This window comes from Flavobacterium sp. HBTb2-11-1, assembly GCF_009826975.1.
Lineage (GTDB): Bacteria > Bacteroidota > Bacteroidia > Flavobacteriales > Flavobacteriaceae > Flavobacterium.
Genome location: NZ_WUMO01000011.1, coordinates 89272 through 110725 on the forward strand (window position 1 = coordinate 89272; position 21454 = coordinate 110725).

The 21454-nt window shown below is 34.2% G+C and carries 18 protein-coding genes and 2 tRNA genes; 5 read left to right on the plus strand and 15 right to left on the minus strand.

What is annotated here, in order from left to right; all coding sequences use genetic code 11:
- Positions 1-10: 10 nt before the first annotated feature.
- The 4 genes from GR162_RS20100 to GR162_RS20115 all read left to right on the plus strand — a co-directional run bounded on the left by GR162_RS20100 (position 11) and on the right by GR162_RS20115 (position 7034).
- Positions 11-2272 carry a GH92 family glycosyl hydrolase gene (locus GR162_RS20100; RefSeq protein ID WP_160783591.1) on the plus strand — a complete coding sequence of 754 codons (2262 nt, stop codon included), beginning with the start codon at positions 11-13 and terminating at the stop codon, positions 2270-2272.
- Between the two features lie 90 nt (positions 2273-2362).
- Positions 2363-4642: a GH92 family glycosyl hydrolase gene (locus GR162_RS20105; protein ID WP_160783592.1), complete on the plus strand. Its 2280-nt coding sequence runs from the start codon at positions 2363-2365 to the stop codon at positions 4640-4642.
- A gap of 6 nt (positions 4643-4648) precedes the next feature.
- A complete protein-coding gene (locus GR162_RS20110) occupies positions 4649-6112 on the plus strand; it encodes a glycoside hydrolase family 125 protein (protein ID WP_160783593.1) in 1464 nt (487 codons plus the stop codon).
- A 22-nt stretch (positions 6113-6134) separates the two neighbouring features.
- Positions 6135-7034 (plus strand): ROK family protein, encoded by a 900-nt coding sequence (locus GR162_RS20115; protein WP_160783594.1) that lies wholly within the window; start codon positions 6135-6137, stop codon positions 7032-7034.
- 598 nt (positions 7035-7632) lie between these two features.
- Here GR162_RS20115 and GR162_RS20120 read toward each other — a convergent pair.
- The 3 genes from GR162_RS20120 to GR162_RS20130 form a co-directional block, all read right to left on the minus strand.
- A complete protein-coding gene (locus GR162_RS20120; protein ID WP_160783595.1) occupies positions 7633-8763 on the minus strand; it encodes a hypothetical protein in 1131 nt (376 codons plus the stop codon).
- On the minus strand, positions 8753-9799 hold the full coding sequence (locus GR162_RS20125; RefSeq protein ID WP_160783596.1) for a hypothetical protein: 1047 nt from the start codon (positions 9797-9799) through the stop codon (positions 8753-8755). The genes GR162_RS20120 and GR162_RS20125 overlap by 11 nt, the downstream gene beginning before the upstream one ends.
- Positions 9800-9893: 94 nt before the next feature.
- The gene (locus tag GR162_RS20130) at positions 9894-10685 is read right to left on the minus strand and encodes a hypothetical protein (RefSeq protein ID WP_160783597.1); all 792 of its coding nucleotides are present in this window, start codon (positions 10683-10685) and stop codon (positions 9894-9896) included.
- A 405-nt stretch (positions 10686-11090) separates the two neighbouring features.
- On the opposite strand from GR162_RS20130, the gene GR162_RS20135 reads away from it, so the two are divergent.
- Positions 11091-11339, plus strand: coding sequence for a hypothetical protein (locus tag GR162_RS20135; protein WP_160783598.1), 249 nt, complete (start codon positions 11091-11093; stop codon positions 11337-11339).
- A 275-nt stretch (positions 11340-11614) separates the two neighbouring features.
- Here the strand turns inward: GR162_RS20135 and GR162_RS20140 are convergent.
- From GR162_RS20140 to GR162_RS20195, 12 genes are all read right to left on the minus strand, one after another.
- Positions 11615-11699 (minus strand) — tRNA-Ser (locus GR162_RS20140).
- Positions 11700-11843: 144 nt separating this feature from the next.
- Positions 11844-11928 (minus strand) — tRNA-Ser (locus GR162_RS20145).
- A gap of 151 nt (positions 11929-12079) precedes the next feature.
- Complete coding sequence (locus tag GR162_RS20150) at positions 12080-12478, minus strand: acyl-CoA thioesterase (protein ID WP_008462012.1); 399 nt, start codon at positions 12476-12478, stop codon at positions 12080-12082.
- A 1-nt stretch (position 12479) separates the two neighbouring features.
- A complete protein-coding gene (ribB, locus tag GR162_RS20155) occupies positions 12480-13613 on the minus strand; it encodes a 3,4-dihydroxy-2-butanone-4-phosphate synthase (protein WP_160783599.1) in 1134 nt (377 codons plus the stop codon).
- Positions 13614-13615: 2 nt separating this feature from the next.
- Positions 13616-15070, minus strand: coding sequence for an LptF/LptG family permease (locus GR162_RS20160; RefSeq protein WP_160783600.1), 1455 nt, complete (start codon positions 15068-15070; stop codon positions 13616-13618).
- 8 nt (positions 15071-15078) lie between these two features.
- Entirely contained in the window at positions 15079-15771 is a 693-nt protein-coding gene (locus GR162_RS20165; RefSeq protein ID WP_083219897.1) for an outer membrane lipoprotein carrier protein LolA, read from the minus strand.
- 7 nt (positions 15772-15778) lie between these two features.
- Entirely contained in the window at positions 15779-18238 is a 2460-nt protein-coding gene (locus GR162_RS20170) for a DNA translocase FtsK (RefSeq protein WP_008462022.1), read from the minus strand.
- 18 nt (positions 18239-18256) lie between these two features.
- Complete coding sequence (locus tag GR162_RS20175; protein ID WP_008462024.1) at positions 18257-18631, minus strand: diacylglycerol kinase family protein; 375 nt, start codon at positions 18629-18631, stop codon at positions 18257-18259.
- A 13-nt stretch (positions 18632-18644) separates the two neighbouring features.
- Positions 18645-19142 carry a thiol peroxidase gene (gene tpx, locus GR162_RS20180; protein ID WP_066032495.1) on the minus strand — a complete coding sequence of 166 codons (498 nt, stop codon included), beginning with the start codon at positions 19140-19142 and terminating at the stop codon, positions 18645-18647.
- A gap of 702 nt (positions 19143-19844) precedes the next feature.
- A complete protein-coding gene (locus tag GR162_RS20185) occupies positions 19845-20102 on the minus strand; it encodes a hypothetical protein (RefSeq protein WP_008462029.1) in 258 nt (85 codons plus the stop codon).
- A 109-nt stretch (positions 20103-20211) separates the two neighbouring features.
- Positions 20212-20520, minus strand: a complete 309-nt coding sequence (locus GR162_RS20190) for a co-chaperone YbbN (RefSeq protein WP_008462030.1) — start codon at positions 20518-20520, stop codon at positions 20212-20214.
- Positions 20521-20744: 224 nt separating this feature from the next.
- Positions 20745-21383 carry a peroxiredoxin gene (locus GR162_RS20195; RefSeq protein WP_008462031.1) on the minus strand — a complete coding sequence of 213 codons (639 nt, stop codon included), beginning with the start codon at positions 21381-21383 and terminating at the stop codon, positions 20745-20747.
- Positions 21384-21454: the final 71 nt, after the last annotated feature.

Here is a 21454-nt window from a genome sequence, read left to right on the forward strand (position 1 = left end):
ATTAAAATATATGAGAATAGTATTTAGCGGCTTTTTGGCTTTAAGTTTACTTTTTGCCAATCCGATAATTTCACAGCAAAAAAAGACAAACCAAACCGATGTAAAATATACGCAATATGTAGATCCGCTTATTGGTTCGGCGGGACACGGTCACGTATTTGTGGGAGCAAATGTTCCTTTTGGAGCTGTACAGTTGGGACCGGTAAATATTTTTGAAGGCTGGGACTGGTGCAGCGGTTACAATTATGCCAGTAATACGATTTTGGGATTTACACACACGCATTTAAGCGGAACCGGAATTGGGGATTTAAATGATATTCTTGTTTTGCCTGTCAGCGGAAAAGTTGGTTTGACCAAAGGAACAAAAGAAGATATGGTAAAAGGTTACGGCTCGTATTTCTCTCATAAAAACGAAGTGGTAAAACCAGGATACTACAGCGTTTTATTGGATAAATATAAAATCAAAGCCGAATTAACAGCCAGCGAAAGAGTTGGTTTTCATAAATATACTTTTGAAAACACTAATGATTCGCACATTTTAATTGATCTTGCCGACGGAATCGGTTGGGACAGACCCGTAAAAACGTTCATTAAAAAAGTTAGCGAAAATAAAATTGAAGGCTATCGATATTCTGCAGGATGGGCGGCAGATCAGCGTATTTATTTTGCAATGGAATTCTCTGAGCCAATCGCAAACATGATAGTTTATGACAGTACAGCTGTCGTTAAAGGAACTGAAGGAGAAGGCTTAAAAATAAAAGCGGTTTTAGATTTTAAAACCTTAAAAAATAAACAGATTCTGGTAAAAGTCGGAATTTCTCCAGTTAGCACAGAAAATGCATCTGCTAATATAAAAGCTGAAATTCCGAATTGGGATTTTAATGCAGTTGTGAAATTAGCAGATTCAAAATGGAACAAAGAGCTAAATAAAGTTCAGATTAAAGCAGATGAAAAAACAATGAAAGTTTTCTATACTTCATTGTATCACACCATGTTTGCGCCTTCAATTTTTAATGATGCGAATGGAGATTATTTAGGAACTGATAAAAAGGTTTACGAAAAAGCCAATTTTACCAATTACACTACTTTTTCACTTTGGGATACCTACCGCGGACTGCATCCTCTTTATACAATTACACAACCAGAAAAAATCAATGATATTGTAAAATCGTTTTTAGCGATTTATCAACAGCAAGGAAGATTGCCTGTTTGGCATTTAATGGGCAACGAAACCAATACGATGAACGGAAATCATTCGATAGCGGTTATTGCAGATGCGTATTTAAAAGGATATCGAGATTACGATACAGAGTTGGCTTACGAAGCAGTTAAAAAAACGGCAATGCAAACCCGAAACGGAATGGATTATGTTCAGAAACTAGAATATATTCCTGCTGATAAATTATTAGAGTCTGTTGGAAATGCTTTAGAATATGCGATTGATGATTATTGCATCGCTTTAATGGCGAAAGCTTTAAACAAAACAGAAGATTATAATTATTTTTCCAAAAGAGCCAATTTATACAAACAGTATTTTGATAAAGAAACCACTTTTATGCGTGGTAAATTGGCAAATGGCAATTGGAGAACGCCATTTAATCCGCTTTCATCAGCGCACCGTAAAGACGATTATGTAGAAGGAAATGCGTGGCAATACACTTGGTTGGTTCCGCAAGACCCGTACGGTTTAATTGATTTGTTTGGAAGCGAAGATAAATTTATCACAAAACTGGATTCACTTTTCTTGCTGACTGACAAAGTAGAAGGCGAGGATGTTTCGCCAGATATCAGCGGTTTAATAGGCCAATACGCTCACGGAAATGAGCCAAATCATCATATTCCGTATTTGTATGCTTATGTGGGACAGCCTTGGAAAACAGCAAGATTAATTCGAGAAATCGACGAGAAATTCTACTCAACAAAGCCAGACGGATTATGCGGTAACGAAGATTTAGGACAAATGTCGGCTTGGTATGTTTTATCTTCTATGGGATTCTATTCGGTTAATCCAGCAAACGGAATTTATGTTTTAGGAAGTCCATTGGTAAATTCAGCCATTATCCATCACAAAAAAGGTATTTCATTTACAATAAGTGCAATTAATAACAGTGCTTCAAATATTTATATTCAAAAAGTAGAATATAACGGAAAACCCTATACAAAATCATATATCACGCAAGAAATGATTGTGAAAGGCGGAGAGCTGAAATTATATATGGGAAGCAAAACGTCAACGACATTTGGAGTTAAGAAAGAAGATAAACCTTTTTAGTTTTCAGTCACAGGCGCAGTTTACAGTCCTATCTTGGGTATAATATAAAACATTTCACAACTCACAATTCACCATTTACAATTCAGAAATATGAAAATAAAGAGTTTAATTTTTTTAGGAATATTGCAATCTTGCTTTTTTCTAAATGCACAGAATTTAGATCCCGTAGAATATGTAAATCCTCTAATGGGAACACAATCTTTGCATAATCTTTCAAATGGAAATACCTATCCAGCAATTTGCAGACCATGGGGAATGAATTTCTGGACGCCGCAAACGGGAAAAATGGGCGACGGATGGGCGTATACGTATACGGCAGAAAAAATAAGAGGATTTAAGCAGACACATCAGCCATCTCCTTGGATGAATGATTACGGTCAGTTTTCGATTATGCCTGTTACGGGGAAATTGGTTTTCGCTGAAGACGAACGTGCGAGTTGGTTCAGTCATAAAGCAGAAGTTTCAAAACCCTATTATTACAGCGTTTATCTGGCAGATCATGATGTTACGACTGAAATTACAACAACAGAAAGAGCGGCACATTTTCAGATCACATTTCCAGAAAATGAAAAATCTTCTATTGTAATCGATGCATTTGATAAAGGCTCTTATATCAAAATAATTCCGTCAGAGAATAAAATAATAGGTTATACAACACGCAATAGCGGAGGAGTTCCTCAAAACTTTAAGAATTATTTTGTTTTGGTGTTTGATAAAAAGTTTGAAACCAATTCAACTTGGATTGATAAGAGTTTGACTGCTGATAAATTAGAATCAGAAGGAAATCATGTAGGTGCTGTGGTTGGATTTAAAACCAAAAAAGGAGAAAAAGTAAATGTTAGAGTAGCATCTTCTTTTATAAGTCAGGAGCAAGCTGAATTGAATTTAAAAAATGAATTAGGAAAAGCAACTTTTGAAGAAACCGTTGTCCAATCTAAAGCAGAATGGAATAAAGTTTTAGAAAAAATTACTGTAGAAGATACGAATGTAGATCAATTAAAAACCTTTTATTCTTGTTTGTATCGCACCGTTTGTTTTCCTCAAAAACAATATGAAATTGATAAAGATGGGAAAATTGTGCATTACAGTCCGTACAACGGAAAAGTGCTGCAAGGATATATGTATGCAGGAACCGGATTTTGGGATACTTTTCGCGCTTTATACCCTTTATTAAATCTAGTTTATCCTTCTATAAACAAAGAAATGCAGGAAGGATTGATAAACGATTACAAAGAAGGCGGATTTCTTCCTGAATGGTCAAGTCCAGGTTTTAGAAATGTAATGGTGGGAAACAATTCGGCTTCTGTCGTTTCAGATGCTTACATGAAAGGATTGCGAGGGTATGACATTAATACTTTGTACGAAGCCTTACTGCACGGAGCTAATACCGAAGGTCCGCTAGAAGCTGTTGGAAGAAAAGGAGTTCAGTATTACAATACTTTAGGATATGTTCCGTATGATGTAAAAATCAACGAAAATGCAGCGCGAACACTAGAATATGCTTATGATGATTTTGCGATTTGGAAATTGGCAAAAGCATTAAATCGCCCGAAAAAAGAAATTAGTTTGTATGAAAAGCGAATGATGAATTATAAAAAACTTTATAATCCATCCGTAGGGTTAATGAGCGGACGAAATAAAGACGGCAGTTTTCCAGCCAATTTTAATCCGTTCAAATGGGGAGATGCCTTTACAGAAGGAAACAGCTGGCATTACAGCTGGAGCGTTTTTCACGATATTCAAGGTTTGATTGATTTAATGGGAGGAGAGAAGAATTTTACCGCAAAATTAGATGCCGTATTTACAATGCCTCCGGTTTTTGATGATAGTTACTATGGAGCTGTTATTCACGAAATTCGCGAAATGCAGATCATGAACATGGGACAATACGCGCATGGAAATCAGCCAATTCAGCACATGATTTATTTGTACAATTATGCAGGCGAACCTTGGAAAACGCAATATTGGTCAAGAGAAGTTATGAACCGTTTGTACAAACCAACCCCAGATGGTTATTGCGGAGACGAAGATAACGGACAAACTTCTGCATGGTACATTTTCTCAGCCATGGGATTTTATCCAGTTTGTCCAGGAACAGAAGAATATGTTTTGGGAGCGCCTTTGTTTAAGAAAACAACTCTACAGTTAGAAAACGGAAAACAGCTTATTATCAATGCTCCTAATAATTCAGAAACTAATAAATATGTAAACGAATTAAAATGGGATAATGCTCCTCATTCTAAAAATTACATCAACCATTTTGATGTGTTAAAAGGAGGCGAACTAAATTTTGATATGACAAGTTCTCCGAATTTAAAAAGAGGTATAACAAAAGAAGCCTACCCATATTCTTATTCAAATTCAAAATAAAAAGATATGCAGTCACGTAGAAAATTTATAAAAAACGCAGGCATTTTTTCCGCAGGATTATTGGCACTTCAAACAGAAGCTTTCGGATTTAATTCAGATACTTTTCAGTTGCCGCTAAAAGATTTTGTTTCTAAACGACCTCCAGTTGCCGAAAGAAAATTTACGAGTAAAGCCATTGAAGCCGCTATCGTACGCATTAAAAAGCAAATTGCCAATCCTGAATTGGCTTGGATATTTGAAAACTGTTTTCCAAATACATTAGATACCACAGTCGATTTTGAAATTATCGACGGAAAACCAGATACCTACGTAATTACAGGAGATATCGATGCCATGTGGCTGAGAGACAGTACAGCACAGATCTGGCCGTATATTCCGTTTGTAAAAGAAGATCCAAAATTAGCAGAATTGGTAAAAGGAGTAATTAATCGTCAAGCGAAATGTATTCTGCTGGATCCATATGCGAATGCTTTTTATAAAGATTTTACGAAGGAAAGCGAATGGAAAAATGACCTTACCAAAATGCAACCCGGAATTCATGAAAGAAAATGGGAAATTGACAGCTTGTGCTATCCAGTTCGATTAGCGCACGGATATTGGAAAGAAACGGGAGATATTAGTTTGTTTGATGGCAAATGGAAAGAAGCCATGCTTTTGATCCTGCAGACTTTTAAAGAACAGCAGCGAATGGATGGTAAAGGTGGACCGTATAGTTTTCAGCGCCAGACGGCTTGGGCGACAGATGGAGTTCCGTTAGGCGGTTACGGTTATCCAGTAAAACCTTGCGGATTAATCGTTTCGACTTTCCGACCAAGCGACGATTCTACTTTATTCGGTTACCTGATTCCGAGTAATATGTTCGCTATTGAAATATTAGGCTATCTGATTGAAATTTTCTCTCTTCCAGCTTTAAAAGATAATGATTTAGTAGCTAAAGCTACAAAATTAAGAGATGAGGTTCAAAAAGGATTAAAAGAACACGGAATTATCAATCATCCAAAATTCGGAAAAATCATTGCGTTTGAAGTAAATGGATATGGCAGTTTCCATATGATGGACGATGCTAATGTGCCTTCTTTATTATCATTGCCTTATTTAGGCGCTATTGCTCCAAATGATCCATTGTATTTGAACACAAGAAAAGTGGTATTGTCTGAAAATAATCCGTTTTTCTATAAAGGAAAAGCAGGAGAAGGTATCGGAGGTCCACATACAGGAGTTGATACCATCTGGCCGATGAGTATTGTTTTGAGAGCCATTACGAGTGTAGACGAAAATGAAATAAAAGCTTGTATCAGCAATTTGATTAAAACCAATGCAGATACTGGATTTATGCACGAATCGTTCCATAAAGACGATGTCAATAAATTTACCCGTAAATGGTTTGCTTGGGCGAATACATTATTTGGCGAAATGATTGTACATACCAGTATACATTTTCCTCAAATTCTAAAAGATAAAAATATCTAGTACTAAAGCTTAATAATTAAAAATGAATACATCACACGCCATTGGGCTAGATATAGGAGGAACGCATATTACAGCTGCGGTTATTAATAAAACAGAGATGAAAGTGCTTGACTTTTCACTCTGTAAAGAATCCTTCGATTCGAATAGGCCAGTAGACGAGGTTATGAACATTTGGAAAAAAGTAATCAGCACCTCAATTGAAAATTCTAAGATTAAAGACATTACAGGAATTGCTATTTGCATGCCTGGACCATTTGATTATAAAACCGGAATTTGCTGGATTAAAGATCAATCTAAATATGAACACTTTTACGGATTGAATATTAGAGAATTGCTTCTCGAAACTCTTGGTTTTCCTGCAGATTTTCCAGTTCTTTTTGAAAATGATGCGGTTTGCTTTGGAAAAGGAGAAGTTTTCAAACAACAAGAAAACCTTTCTAAAAAAGTAATGGCAGTTACATTAGGAACAGGATTAGGAGCTTGTTTTATTGATAAAGGAACATCTATCAGCTCAGGAAATTCTGTTCCAACTGACGGAGAAATATACAATCTGCCTTATAAAGATGGTATTGCAGAAGATTATGTTTCAGTTAGAGGTCTTTTGTCGCATTATAAATTTTTAAGCAATAAAGATCTTAATAATGGCTTAGAACTTTATAATCTAGCAAAAAACGGAGATCAGCAAGCAATTTTGGTATTTGAAAGAATGGGCGAGGATTTAGCCGAAGTTGTTGTTCCGTGGATTAAAAATTTTGCAGCAGACCATATTATTATTGGCGGAAAAATTGCCAATGCTAGCGATTTGTTTTTGTTTTCATTCAATAAAACAATACATGAATTAGACTTAAAAGTTGAGGTTTCTATTTCGAATGATAATGAAATTGCCGCCTTATTAGGAGCGGTCAGTTTTTTATGCGATTAAAAACAAAAAGGATGAGGTTTTACTCATCCTTTTTTTTATGTCTATGCTAAATATTTAAAGCTTTTAAACGGTGTCTCTATAGTTTTTAAGAGTGACAAAAGAGAAAAATTGTTGGAGATATAGAAATATAAAAAAGCCTTTAAATAAGAGTATTTAAAGGCTTTTGGTTTTTAAAAGTCTCTACTGAAACTTCATCTGGCGGAGAAAGAGGGATTCGAACAAAAATGTTGCATCCCGCTTTTATACTGCATTCCCTAATATTTTCTCGTTATTTTGCCACGATTTTGCCATGAACTTTTTGTGCATTTTTATAAATTTTGAAAAGTTCCGGAGCAAATTATCTGTTTAAATAATGTTATAATTCTTAATTGGTTGAAAGACAAAGTTAAGCATTTATGCGGCGCTCAGACAATTTTTTTTAAAGTATTTTAAATAGTTTGCAATGGAATTCAACAACAATTTATTATTGGTTTTTTAGTAGAGAAATCAATCCCAAAACTTATGTAGCTGAAAAAATAATTAATTATTTTTTAAAATCTGACTTAAGTATTTGTGGCACTTTTGAAGGCAGCTCCAGTTTCAGATTTTCAACAATCTGCTATTTAAAATATTGAATCTTTCGCTCCATTGTAGCTGTTACTTCATTTTTATTCCCTTCTAAATACATCTTACACTTAATCCAGTTTTTATGATTATCGTATTCATATTCATAATATCTGTTTGTTGGCTGATTTATTTCATCTTCACTAATAAAATTGACTTCCACTAAATCGTTATTTTCATTATAGTTGAAAACCATATCATCACTTGGGTAGGGATAAGTTTGTTGGCCTGTAATATGTATTTTTTGAATATAAGTATTGGTAGAGTCGTAAGTATAAATTGCAGTAAGGAATATTCCTAAATAATTACTCCAAGTTATCTTGGAGATTTTGCTTTTGTCATCGTAGTAACATTTAAATTTAGTGTCACAGGCATAATGAAATTTATTGTCTGAATTAGTGTCGCTATACGGGCTTGTGTTCTTTGAATCAAAATTACATTCTGTTAGGTTTCCTTTCGAATCGTATTTATATGTCTTTACTAACAGTAGTTCTTTTTCTGAAGGTGATGTAAATACTTTTTGTTCAGGTTTAGGTTTATAATAAATCTTTTCTTCAATAATTTTATTCCCTTCAGTTTTATATTGATATTGAAACTGCCTTAGATCTCTATATTGATCTTGATATTTATTTAATGCTATACTTGCGCTGTCTAGTTTGGCTATTTTATAATCTCTGTCATTTTTAAATCTAGTTTCAATAGAGAAATTAGTCTGGATTTGTAAATCCAAATCAATGGATAATGGTTTTAAAATGCTTAGATAAGGCAACAAATCTTTTTTTAAAATATAGTCTTTGTCATCATATTCATATTTATATAATTTTCCCACCGGACGATCCTCGTAACCTTTGGTTCTATTAGTAATAGCTTTTTGTGTAATATTTCCTTCTTTATTGAATTCGTAAGAATCATCATTAGCAATATCATTTTCAAATAAAACACGGTATTTTACTAGTGCTGTAATGTTTTGTTTGTAAAAGGAATAAAATGTATTTACGGTCTTCACAGGACCGTTTAAATTTAATGATCTGTTTACTTTTAATTTGTTTTCCTGAGCAATGCAAAGGCTATAGTATATCAATGCAAAACCTACAATAACTTTTTTAACATCTAATTTAATTTCCATAATATGAAATTTTTCTTTTTATACTTTTAATCACCTCGTCCTGCATTGAATTGTATCTAAGTTTACACTTTATCCAATTGTTATGACTATCATACTCATATTCGTAAAAGACTTTTTCTTGTTTATTTAAATAATCATTTACGTATTCACATGCTGTGATATCCGCTTTTTTGTTATAATAAAATTTAGCTTTTTTATATTTGCCATAGCCAAAACCATCCTCATTAAATATTTCAACCTCAGTAATGTAATTCTCGGTAGGATGATATTTATATTTCTGTTCTATATTTGGTTCTTGTTCGACCTGCGGGTTTACAGCCACCATATTAGTCACTTTAATTAAGCGATTTTTAACATCATATTCATAGAGCCATTTTTCATGCGCCCCATCTTTTTCTGTATAATAATTATCGTTCTTGTATTCACCTTCATAAAATAAGCGTTGCTGTACCAAATTGCCTTTAAGATCGTATATGTATTTTTTGGTTTGGTATAGCTGGGTTTCAATTATATTATTAGAATTATCTTTGTCTACAAAATATTCTTTTTCAGCAGTTATTTTACCGTTTTTATCGAAATTATATTTATACGCAAAATCCGAGTCTGAATATTTAAAACAGTTAGACCTCTTTAATGTAATTTTATTCACATTTTGCATATTTAAATTAACCATTCCCGTCCAATCGGGTACTCGATACACCTTTTTACCCAATTCATATTTGAAATTATTTTGAAGATCTTTTGGGGCATATACTATCGAATCGTAAAAATGTCTTGATATCAAACCATATTTGTTAAACTCATACGATTCATATGAGTTTTGGCGTAATATTACTATATCAATGATATCATCTATTTCATATGGAGTGAGATCTTCTTTGTAAAAGGTACGACCATAAATGACTGATTTAACCGAATCATTTAAATTTAAACGATACAAATCTTTATAAATTCCGTTTTGATTGTTGGTCTTCAGCTGTGAAAAACAGGATAACGAAAGGGAAAGAAATAGTAGTAGGATTTTTATTTTATGCATTTTAAGTAATATTTATATTCAAAATGGTTGGTTAATTTATGATGTATTCGGACTTCAAAATAATATTAGACATTTGTATGTATTGCTATAAGAATCAGTCTTTTTGGGTAGCTGACGCCTGTGATAATTGTGCCAAATATTCTTGAATTTTAGAGACTACAGTATTACAATTTTTAATAGCCGACAAATAATTTAGGATTCCAATCATACTGTTTGTGGCATCAACGGTAGTTTCTACTTTTTTTAGGGTATCTGTTTCGTTGCTAACAGTCGTCATTTTTGTATAGGTTTCAACTATAGACGGTTGTGTTCTTCTCAATTCAAGTATTGCGCTATCAAGCTTAGTACCCATAACATGAAATGCCAATCCCATTTTAGTGTAAATATTTTTAACTTCTTCAATATTATTTGCTTTAGCAGCAGCGTCAAATTCGGTTGCTTTCTTTTGCAACGATTGTGAAAGTAATTCAGATTTTTTGACAAAAGCAGTTCCATGAGCTATTAAAGCTTCATATTTTTCCTTTGGATACACTTCGTTAAATGGCGGTTCACTATTTACTTTAGCTTCCGATCCCAGATTTTCGGTAGTACTATTTTTATTTTTTTGAAGTTCAACTGAAATATCATTGAATACTTCAAGCAAATTTTTATCTGTGGAAGTGCTGCTAATATTACTTTCAGTTAAAGTAATACCATTTGGATTAACGTAATAATCGTCTATTATGGTTTGACAGACTTTTTCAATTGATGCTAATGTCTCTAGTTTGGATTTAGTGCTCGGTGTGGTTTTATTTTTTTTTAATGTTCCATTTTGGGCATAATTCACAGTAATACAAAGGAATAGTATGTAGGTAAGTTCTTTTTTACCAACTGGTTTTAATTTCATAAGTATTTTAGTTATCGATAGATTTTTTGGGTTTTCAATTCTATAAATATATACATTATAACATTAGTGTCGACTAGAAAAGAAAATAAGTTCTTTTAAATTATTGTAAATCTGTCTTAATAGTCGTTTTTGAGCGTGACGATTTGAAATGATTATTATGTTCGTAAATCAATATTATGAATATGAATCAGGGTAAATTACTAGACAAAATACCCATAAATGAATTATTTATAAAATCAGATTACAATAATGTCATCAACATAATATTAATCAGCTGGGAGTCGCCTGAAAAACACCGCACATCTTCCCGACGGGGAATCTGCCCGTATTTTCCCTTATGAGCTGGTATACAGAGCGTTTGTCCCGGTGCAGGATTCCGGCCTTCTTTCAAGATATCCCGCTCCAGTGGATATTTTTGAGTTCTTTCTGCAGTCTGGCCGTTTCCTTTCTGTCGGAATCCGGATCGCTTCTCTCATAGTGGGTGAGCTTTCCTTTACGGAAGAGATTTTTTCAGTGCTGGAGGCCGTTTTTGCTGACCCGAAGCTTTGTGGCGGCCAGCCGCACGCTTTTATGCTCGATGCAGGTCTTGACCGCCCAGATTTTAAATTCGGCGCTGTATTTTTTTCTGCTGCTTTTCATGCCTTCAGAAGTTAGGTGCGTTATTCTGTATGGTTCTACCAAGAATAATAACGCACATTTACCAACTTTTAAACCGCTTCAGACAGAATTCGCCTTAATTTTCTGTGGCACTTTTGGAGGGAACTCCAGGAAACCCTTGCCACGATTCTGACACGAAACTTCTGTGCGGTTTTGAAAATATTGAAAATGCACCGAAAAGAAAAAACCCTGCTGATCTCAAGATCTGCAGGGTTTTCCGTGAATTTTAGCCTTTTTTGTAAACTTTGAAAAGTCTCTTTTTAAGCTCTCAGCGGAGAAAGAGGGATTCGAACCCCCGGACCTGTTACAGTCAACAGTTTTCAAGACTGCCGCATTCGACCGCTCTGCCATTTCTCCAGTATGTCGCTATCATTTTCTGATTGCGAGTGCAAAGATAAGTTGTTTTTTGAATTGTGAAAATTTTTTTTGAACTATTTCTAAAAAAAAATACGCTATAAAAAAAGAAAAACCCTTAACAAAGTTAAGGGTTTTAAAAGTCAGCGGAGAAAGAGGGATTCGAACCCCCGGACCTGTTACAGTCAACAGTTTTCAAGACTGCCGCATTCGACCGCTCTGCCATTTCTCCAGTATGTCGCTCTCATTATCTGATTGCGGGTGCAAATATAAGACGGTTTTTCGGTTATAAAAACTTTTTTCGGACTTTTTTTTGAAGTTTTTTAAGATAATTTTCAAGTGTCTAATTATCAGTATTTCCGAAAGTGATATTTTTTAAAAAATTAATCTAAATCGTCTAAAATTGGCGTTGGTTTTTTATGTTCGTCGACGGCAACAAACGAAAAAGTTCCTGAAACTACCGTTTCTCGAAGTTCAGTATACATTTGTTCCATAAAAATATCGACATGAATTTTACAGCTGGTTCTTCCAACGCTATCCACTTTTGCTACTAATTCGATTAAAGTTCCTGCGGGAATTGCTTTTTTGAAATCAATTTGGCCTGTAGAAATCGTAACTACTTTTTTACGGCTAAAACGTGTAGCGCAGATAAAAGCAACTTCATCCATTAAATGAAGAGCAGTTCCACCAAATAAAGTATCGTAATGATTTGTTGTGCTAGGAAAAACGGCTTTAAAAATACGAGTTTCTGATTTTTGAATTCTTTCTTCTACTGTTCCCATATTAGTAATTAACGTATTCTGTAATTTCAAGTCCGTATCCAATCATACCCACTCGTTTTGTTTGCTCTGTGTTCGAAACCAATCTGATTTTAGAAATATCTATATCATGAAGAATTTGAGCTCCGATCCCGTAATCTTTACTGTCAATAATAACTTTAGGAGCTTTTAAAGTTCCGTTAGCTTGCAATGACTTTAGCTCAGAAATTCTGTTTAAAAGGTTAACAGCCGTCATATCTTGATTGATAAAGATAACAGCGCCTTTTCCGTTTTCATTAATCACTTTAAACATATCATCTAACTGCTGTTCAGCATTATTAGTTAAAGTTCCTAATAAATCGTTATTCACTTGAGAAGAGTGTATTCTGGTCAAAATTGGTTCGCCAAGATTCCAAGTTCCTTTCGTTAAAGCGATATGAATTTGTTTGTTTGTTGTTTGTTCGTAAGCTCTTAAACGAAAAGTTCCAAAACGAGTTTCGATGTCGAAATCTTCTTTTTTAACGATTAAGCTATCATGCTGCATTCTATAAGCAACCAAATCTTCAATAGAAACTAATTTCAAGTCAAATTTTTTAGCTACTTTAATCAATTCTGGCAGACGAGACATTGTTCCATCTTCGTTTAAAATTTCGCATATTACCCCTGCAGGTTTAAATCCAGCTAGACGCGCAAAATCAATTGCAGCTTCAGTATGGCCTGTTCTTCTCAAAACTCCACCTTGTTTGGCAATTAAAGGGAAAATATGACCAGGACGAGCTAAATCATGAGGTTTTGTATTTGGGTCAACTAATGACTGAACTGTTTTTGATCTATCAGCAGCAGAAATCCCAGTTGTAACGCCTTGTCCTTTCAAATCAACAGAAACCGTAAAAGCTGTTTCCATATGATCTGTATTGTTGGTTACCATTGCGCGAAGATCCAGTTCCTTGCATCGGCTTTCTGTAAGTGGTGTACAAATTAAACCGCGTCCATGGGTAGCCATAAAGTTGATCATTTCTGGAGTTACTTTTTCGGCAGCAGCCAAAAAATCACCTTCATTTTCACGATCTTCATCATCGACTACAATGATTACTTTACCTTGACGAATATCTTCTATAGCTTCTTCAATGGTATTCAGTTGTATTTTTGTTGTTGACATAATTATTTTTGCTTTTGAGCAGGTAAAAACCGCTCAGAGATTTTCTGAATTAGTTGTGAAATCGGAGTTGTAATCGCATCAAAATTAATTAAACCGTTGTCGTTTGTAGCACGATAGGTTAATAAAATTGCTAGAGGAGAGAGTATAAAAGACGACATCCACGATCCCATAAACGGAGTCATTCCGCCTTCTTGAGATAATCTTTTTCCGAATGTATTGATGAAATGGAAAGTAATAAAGATTAAAACCGCGAATACAATAGGAAGCCCAAGTCCTCCTTTTCTAATAATCGCACCAAGCGGAGCCCCAATAAAGAACATTAGGAAACAGGCAAACGCAATAACAAATTTTTCGTATAACGCATTATAATGTTTGTTGATCTCTCGCTCTTTGTCTTTTAAATCCTTCTGCGTAGTTTCGATAGAATAAATATTGCTGGTAATATTGCTTCCTGCCATTTTTAAAATATCTACTTTATCTTTATTAGAGTAAATAGACAAAACATCGTTTGGAATCGGTTTTTTCTTGATGTCTTTTTGAGAATTTTGAGGGAATTTTTTAATTCCAACTCGCTGATTGATATTTTCAGAAAAAGAAACAATTTCGTTGTCTAAATTTTTGCTCAACGAGTCCAAAGTGTAGCGTAGCTCATTAACATTTAGCATGGCATTTGTTCCTGCAATACTTTCTTTACTATCATCAACTTTGTTTAATTCAGATAAATCAATATTAATAATCTGTGTCTTAAATTTTCCTTTTATAAAAGGCATTTTAGCACGATCCTCATATTTTTTTGGAGTGACATCTTGGTAGTAGTAGCCGTCATTCAAAACTAGTTTTAATATGCTAGATTTCTCGTTACTGACTAATTCACCAGTTTTAGCTTTAATTACGGTTTTATTTTCACCCATATTATTCGCTTTCTCATGGATCGTCACACCAGTTAAATGATTGCCGTTTTCTCCAGATTTTTTGTTTACTTTAATGTTATAAGTCCCAACATCGTTAAATTGACCCTCAGCAATAGCCATAGCTGGCTTGGCTTGAGCAATGTTTTTTCTAAAGTTGACAAACTTGTATTCGGCATACGGAATCACATTGTTGGCAAACCAAAAAGCAACAATACTTAAAATGAAAATAAAAATAATCAATACTCTCATTGCTCTTTGCAAGGAGATTCCCGAAGATTTCATGGCCGCGAATTCATAGTTCTCGGCTAGATTTCCGAAAGTCATGATGGATGCTAATAGAACCGAAAGCGGTAAAACCAACGGAATAATACGCGGCATAGAAAAAAGCAGGAATTTCACGACCAAAATTAAGTCGAGATCTTTTCCTGCTAGTTCTGATATAAATAGCCATACTGTTTGCAGTATGAATATGAAAAATAAGATTACAAATACCGTGGTAAATGTAAGTAAGAATGTTTTTAATAAGTATTTGTCTAGAATTTTCAACCTTCTGATTAATCTAATTTATTGATGTAGTATTTCGGGTATTTACTCGCTACAAAGGTAAATTGATTTTTTGATAATGGCTGATTGGTTTTAAAAGAATTAACGGTTAAAGTTGTTTTTGTTCCGTTTTTTCCAGTTTCAATCAAATTGTAAATGTGTTTTGTCTGAACGTCAATACCTAACAAAATTTCTTTTCTTTGGTCTTTTCCGCTAGTTGGAACTAATTTGATATATTGAATTTTTCTTCCTTTTACATTCTGAACGATGTCCATGTTGTATTTGTAGCCAGAATTGAAGAAAGTAAGCATTTTTGAAGGAGTAATTGCATTATCATCTTTCTCGTTTACTTTAGAAATGGTAACTTCTTCGTCTTCAGGAACGATAGTGTATGTTTTTTGACCGTCAAAGATTTTAGTAACGCCCATGAAATTCAAAACATATTGATTTCCTTTCATAGTTACGTTTCCTTTACTGTCTTGATTGATATTTTCTTTGGCATTATTCAAAGAATATTTAAAATCGATAACAATATTGTCGTAGCTTTTTATTTTAGAAGTTACTTCGTTCAATAAATCTTTCGCTTTTTTATCTTGAGCCTGAATAGAAGTGAAGCTCAAAAGCAAAATAATTGCCATTTGAAAACACTTTTTAGTCATGTTTGTGATAGAATTGTTGTTGATTTCTTGAATTTTTGCTTTCATGATTGGATTAATTTTGTTCATTATTAAAAAATTGATCAAGAGCATTTAAATCTAAGATGTTCACACTACGTGCTTTACTGCCTTCAAATGGACCAACAATACCTGCTGCCTCAAGTTGATCGATCAATCGACCCGCTCTGTTGTATCCTAATTTTAATTTTCGTTGCAATAAAGAAGCAGAACCCTGCTGTGCATTGACAATAATCTCTGCCGCTTCTCTAAATAAAGTATCTCTTTCGGAAATATCTATATCAAGATTGATGCCACTTTCTTCTCCAACAAACTCTGGAAGCAAATAAGCTGTAGCGTATGCCTTTTGTCCTCCAATAAAATCTGTAATTTTTTCCACTTCAGGAGTGTCGATGAAAGCACATTGCACACGAATTACGTCGTTTCCATTGGTGTATAATAAATCTCCACGTCCAATAAGCTGATCGGCTCCCTGAGTATCTAAAATGGTTCTAGAGTCAATTTTCGAAGTTACTCTAAACGCAATTCTGGCAGGGAAATTGGCTTTAATTAAACCTGTAATAACGTTTACAGACGGTCTTTGTGTTGCGATAATCAAGTGAATACCAATAGCACGGGCTAATTGAGCCAAACGAGCAATCGGAACTTCGACTTCTTTTCCTGCAGTCATAATCAAATCGGCGAACTCATCGACAACCAAAACAATGTATGGCAAAAATCGATGTCCAGCTTCTGGATTTAATTTTCTAGACTTAAATTTTTCGTTGTATTCTTTAATATTACGAACCATCGCATCTTTTAGCAAAGAATAACGATTATCCATCTCCACGCAAAGCGAATTTAAAGTGTTCACAACTTTTGCATTATCAGTAATAATAGCATCTTCTGTGTCGGGAAGTTTGGCTAAATAATGTCTTTCAATTTTATTGAAAAGTGTAAGCTCTACTTTTTTCGGATCGACCAAAACAAATTTTACTTCTGCTGGATGCTTTTTGTATAAAAGTGAAGTTAAAACCGCATTTAGTCCGACAGATTTTCCTTGTCCAGTTGCTCCAGCCATCAGTAAGTGAGGCATTTTGGCAAGATCGACAACAAAAGTTTCGTTTGAAATGGTTTTTCCTAATGCAATTGGCAATTCCATTTCTGCTTCTTGGAACTTTGCTGCTCCAATAACACTTTTCATCGAAACCATGGTTGGGTTTTTGTTCGGAACCTCAATACCGATAGTACCTTTTCCTGGAATTGGTGCAATAATACGAATTCCTAGTGCTGATAATGATAAAGCGATATCATCTTCTAAACTCTTAATTTTAGAAATTCTGATTCCTGCTTCTGGCACAATTTCATATAAAGTAACCGATGGTCCAACGGTTGCCTTAATTTGTGCAATTTCAATTTTGTAGTTACGAAGCGTATCTACAATCCTGTTTTTATTTTCTTCTAATTCTTCCTGATTAATTGTAATTCCGCCAGTCGAATATTCTTTTAATAAATCGATGGTCGGGAATTTGTAATTTGATAAATCCAAAGTCGGATCAAATAAACCGAAATCGGCAACTAGACGAGAAGCTAAATTTTCTTCAATAATATCTTCTTCTTCAGCCTTTTCAATTACAAAAGCTTCATCGGGATTAACTAATGGCAGTTCTTGTTTTGGAGTAATTGGTTTTAAAGTTGGATTTAAGTCAATTTCCGAAGGATGAGAGATTGTCGGTTTTAAAGCTTCTTTATTAAGTTCAAATTGAGAATCGACAGTTTTGATGTGGATGTTGTCTAATTCAGGGTCGTTTTCTTCTTGTTTTTCTTCTACAATAGCAAATTCCTCCAAATTATAAGCACTTTCCGGCTGATTTACAGCTGGCTTTAAAGTGTCTAATTCCGATTTAAATTCTTTTTTAGTAGAATCAAAATACGATTGAATTTTTTCTGGAGATAATTTGATTTTGAAAATCAGATAGACGATTAAACCAAAAAGCAGTGTAAGCAAAGTACCTGTTTTCCCGATATAATCTTGAAGGAATAAATTTAATTCATAACCAATTGTTCCTCCTAATTCTGGCGCAGAAGTAGCAAAGAAACCAAATAAGATAGAAACTACTATAATAGCAAAGATATCCCAGAACCAAGTGTTTTTAAGTTTTTGAGTCGAAAGCTCTAGCGCTAAAAACATTCCGGTAAGGAAAAATAAACGTACAAAAATGAAAGAGGCAAGTCCGAAGCCTCTGTAAATAATTAAATCGGCAAGATAAGCCCCGAATTTTCCGAGCCAGTTCTCTGCAACTTCAGTGCGGTCTCCAAGTTGGTCTACAACACTTTGGTCGTTTTGCCATTGTCCATTAACATAAAAAGAAATAAATGCAACTAATAGTGCAATAGAAAAAAGAACCAAAAGACATCCTAAAACAAATTTTTGTTGTTTAGATATTTTAAAAGATCTTTTATTTCCTTCTTGTTTGTCGTTTTTTTTATCTACAGTTTCTTTTTTATTTTTTGCCATTCTTGCGTTTTCCTTTGCCTAAATAAATTTTGGAATATAAATAATCAAGCCTATTGCAATTGCAGTCATTGCGGCAAAAAATACCGCTCCGGCAGCAATATCTTTAATAAATCCGATTCGTTTGCTGTAATCAGGATGAATAAAATCGGCAATTTTTTCAACTGCTGTATTTAATCCTTCGACAGCTAAAACTAAACCGATTGCCAAGGTTTGACAAAGCCATTCGGTTTGTGAAATATGAAAATAAAAGCCTAAAATAGTCACTATGATTCCCAATGAAAATTGAACCATAATGCTGTGTTCAGTCTTAATTAATTTTACAGCGCCGTTAAAAGCATAAGTCATGCTTTTTAAACGGCCTGTAACAAATGTATTATCTTTTTGAAACTCCATTTACAGGAAAATATTATAATGCTGCTAAAGCTGCTTCGTAATTTGGTTCGTTTGCAATCTCTGCTACTTGTTCTGTGTGAACGACTTTTCCGTTAGCATCAACAACAATGATCGCTCTTGAGTGTAGACCTGCTAATGGTCCGTCAACAATCTCTAATCCATTTGCTTTACCAAAAGCACCAGTTTGGAAATCTGATAAGTTTACCACATTTTCTAAGCCTTCAGCACCGCAGAAACGTTTTTGAGCAAAAGGTAAATCTCTAGAAATACATAAAACAGTAGTGTTTTCTAATCCGCTAGCGCTTTCGTTGAATTTTCTAACAGATGCTGCACAAGTTCCTGTATCAACACTTGGGAAAATATTTAAAACTAATTTTTTACCAGCGAAATTGCTTAATGAAGCAACTGATAAATCGTTTTGTACTAATTTGAAGTCAGCTAATTGCGATCCAACAGCTGGTAATTCGCCTGATGTATGAACTGGATTTCCTCCTAATGTGATAGATGCCATGATTTTTGTTTAAAATTAATGAGGCTCAAAAGTAAGGATTAATATTTGAATCTAAAAGTATTTGTTAAGGGTTTAAGGAGAGATTAAGGATGGATTTTGGATAGCCACGAATTCATCAATTTATCTAATAATTTTAGATTTTAGAGAATAGATTTTAGATTTATTATGTCTGTAAGGCTGAGCAAAGTCAAAGTAAAGAAGTGTGTTTAAGTTGAGTATTGCAACTTTTAGTTGCCTCCAGCTTTAGCTGGAGGTTTTATAATTGACTGTAAAGGGCTTTAGCCAAATGCTTAAGTTTGGCTAAAGCCTTTTTAACGCATGTTTGCTTACCTCCAGCTAAAGCTGGAGGCAATTGATTTGTGTTTAATATCTAGATAAATCGAAACGTTTTTGAAACCTTTTATCCGCGAGAGGGATAGGAGCTGGCTACCGAAGTAGCGCGGATAGCCCGACAGCATCCCGATAAAAGGGCGTATATGCGCAAAGTGAGTTAGCCCTTTTATCGGGATGGTGGCTCGCCCAAATTATTTTAAATTTTAGAATGTAGATTTTTGATTTGCTTTACGTGGGCTTCGACTCCGCTCAGCCTGACAAAGATTGCTTGAAAACTGCGACTGAACACTGTAAACTAAAAAAAGCGTCCCTAAATTAGAAACGCTTTCTCAGCTTTGTTTTTTTATTTATTCTTGGGAAGGGGTCGATTTACTTATCGATTGAACCTAAAACACGTTTCATGAACGTATTTAAAGCTTCTTTTTTGTCTGTTCCTTGAGCAACTAATTTTTGTACTTCAAGGGCGCCATACATATTTGAAATCAATTCACCGATTACATCTAATTCTTCGTCTTTTAGAGAAGGAATTTCCGTCATCGCTTCTAGAACTTCGATCGTTTCAATGATATAATCCTGATCGTTTTCTTCGATGAATTGTGTTAAATGCTTAATTACTGGTAATTTCATAGTTTAGACTTCTTAGATTTTTAGACATTCTTAGACTTCTTAGACCTTTTTTAGTTTGTAGACAACTTCTAAGAAGTCTAAAAATCTAAGTTAGTCTAACGATCTAAAATTAAACAATTGCGTTTACAAGATCGATTAAAACTTCTTGTTTGTTAGTTTGCGTTTCGCCCACTAATTGTCCGTTTACGAAAGTTGCAAATGTTGGCAAGTTGCTCACATTAGCTAATTTTCTTGATTCAGGAGAATTTTCTGCATCAACCAAAACAAAAGTGATAGCTTCATTTTCTGTGGCTAATTTTTTGAATTTTGGTTTCATAATACGGCAATTTCCACACCATGATGCTGAATATTGCACTACTACTTTTTCGTTTTTAGCAACTAAATCTGCTAACGTATCTTCGTTTAAGTCGATTAACATAAGTTTTATTTTTAAGACACTAAGTCGCTAAGGTTCTAAGATGCTAAGTTTGCTCTCGAACCGAATAACTTGTGTGGATTTATTTTGATTTTTTTTTAAGTCATTGAGATTCTAAGATCTAAGTTTAATCTTAGAATCTCTTGACTTTTATTGTAGAATTGTATTTAAGATTCAAAAGTTAAGTTTAAAAACTTAGCAACTTAGAACCTTAGTATCTGAGCAGCTTAATTAGCGCTTAAGTATTCAGCAGTGCTTAATCTATCTGCAGTCATAGCTTCTTTACCAGCTTCCCAGTTTGCAGGACAAACTTCACCTTTAGTTTGGATGTGCGTGTAAGCGTCAACCATTCTTAAGTATTCGTTTACGTTACGTCCTAATGGCATATCGTTTACGCTTTCGTGGAAAATTTTTCCAGTCTCGTCAATTAGGTAAGTAGCTCTGTAAGTTACGTTTGAACCTTCGATGATAACTGAATCTGTATCTTCGCTGTAGCTTGTAGATTCGATATCAAGAATACCTAAAATGTTAGCTAAGTTACGGTTTGTATCAGCTAAGATTGGGTAAGTAACACCTTCGATTCCACCATTGTTTTTTGGAGTATTTAACCAAGCAAAGTGAACTTCGTTTGTGTCGCAAGAAGCACCAATTACGATAGTATTTCTTTTTTCGAATTCTGGTAATGCAGCTTGAAAGGCGTGTAATTCAGTTGGACATACAAAAGTAAAATCTTTTGGGTACCAAAATAAAAGTACTTTTTTATTGTTGTTTACTGCTTCTTCAAAAATGTTGATTTTTAAGTTGTCACCCATTTCTGAGATAGCATCTACTGCAATACTTGGGAATTTTTTTCCTACTAAAGACATAATATTCGTTTTACGTTAAAAATTTATTTGGTGCAAAAGTAGGGCATAAGTACAGGTTCTTACAATAAGAT

Bases quoted from the DNA above. Each gene is read 5' to 3' on its own strand.
- GR162_RS20100 (WP_160783591.1), top strand. From the start codon at position 11: ATGAGAATAGTATTTAGCGGCTTTTTGGCTTTAAGTTTACTTTTTGCC.
- GR162_RS20105 (WP_160783592.1), top strand. From the start codon at position 2,363: ATGAAAATAAAGAGTTTAATTTTTTTAGGAATATTGCAATCTTGCTTT.
- GR162_RS20110 (WP_160783593.1), top strand. From the start codon at position 4,649: ATGCAGTCACGTAGAAAATTTATAAAAAACGCAGGCATTTTTTCCGCA.
- GR162_RS20115 (WP_160783594.1), top strand. From the start codon at position 6,135: ATGAATACATCACACGCCATTGGGCTAGATATAGGAGGAACGCATATT.
- GR162_RS20120 (WP_160783595.1), bottom strand. From the start codon at position 8,763: ATGGAAATTAAATTAGATGTTAAAAAAGTTATTGTAGGTTTTGCATTG.
- GR162_RS20125 (WP_160783596.1), bottom strand. From the start codon at position 9,799: ATGCATAAAATAAAAATCCTACTACTATTTCTTTCCCTTTCGTTATCC.
- GR162_RS20130 (WP_160783597.1), bottom strand. From the start codon at position 10,685: ATGAAATTAAAACCAGTTGGTAAAAAAGAACTTACCTACATACTATTC.
- GR162_RS20150 (WP_008462012.1), bottom strand. From the start codon at position 12,478: ATGGGAACAGTAGAAGAAAGAATTCAAAAATCAGAAACTCGTATTTTT.
- ribB (WP_160783599.1), bottom strand. From the start codon at position 13,613: ATGTCAACAACAAAAATACAACTGAATACCATTGAAGAAGCTATAGAA.
- GR162_RS20165 (WP_083219897.1), bottom strand. From the start codon at position 15,771: ATGAAAGCAAAAATTCAAGAAATCAACAACAATTCTATCACAAACATG.
- GR162_RS20170 (WP_008462022.1), bottom strand. From the start codon at position 18,238: ATGGCAAAAAATAAAAAAGAAACTGTAGATAAAAAAAACGACAAACAA.
- GR162_RS20175 (WP_008462024.1), bottom strand. From the start codon at position 18,631: ATGGAGTTTCAAAAAGATAATACATTTGTTACAGGCCGTTTAAAAAGC.
- tpx (WP_066032495.1), bottom strand. From the start codon at position 19,142: ATGGCATCTATCACATTAGGAGGAAATCCAGTTCATACATCAGGCGAA.
- GR162_RS20185 (WP_008462029.1), bottom strand. From the start codon at position 20,102: ATGAAATTACCAGTAATTAAGCATTTAACACAATTCATCGAAGAAAAC.
- GR162_RS20190 (WP_008462030.1), bottom strand. From the start codon at position 20,520: ATGTTAATCGACTTAAACGAAGATACGTTAGCAGATTTAGTTGCTAAA.
- GR162_RS20195 (WP_008462031.1), bottom strand. From the start codon at position 21,383: ATGTCTTTAGTAGGAAAAAAATTCCCAAGTATTGCAGTAGATGCTATC.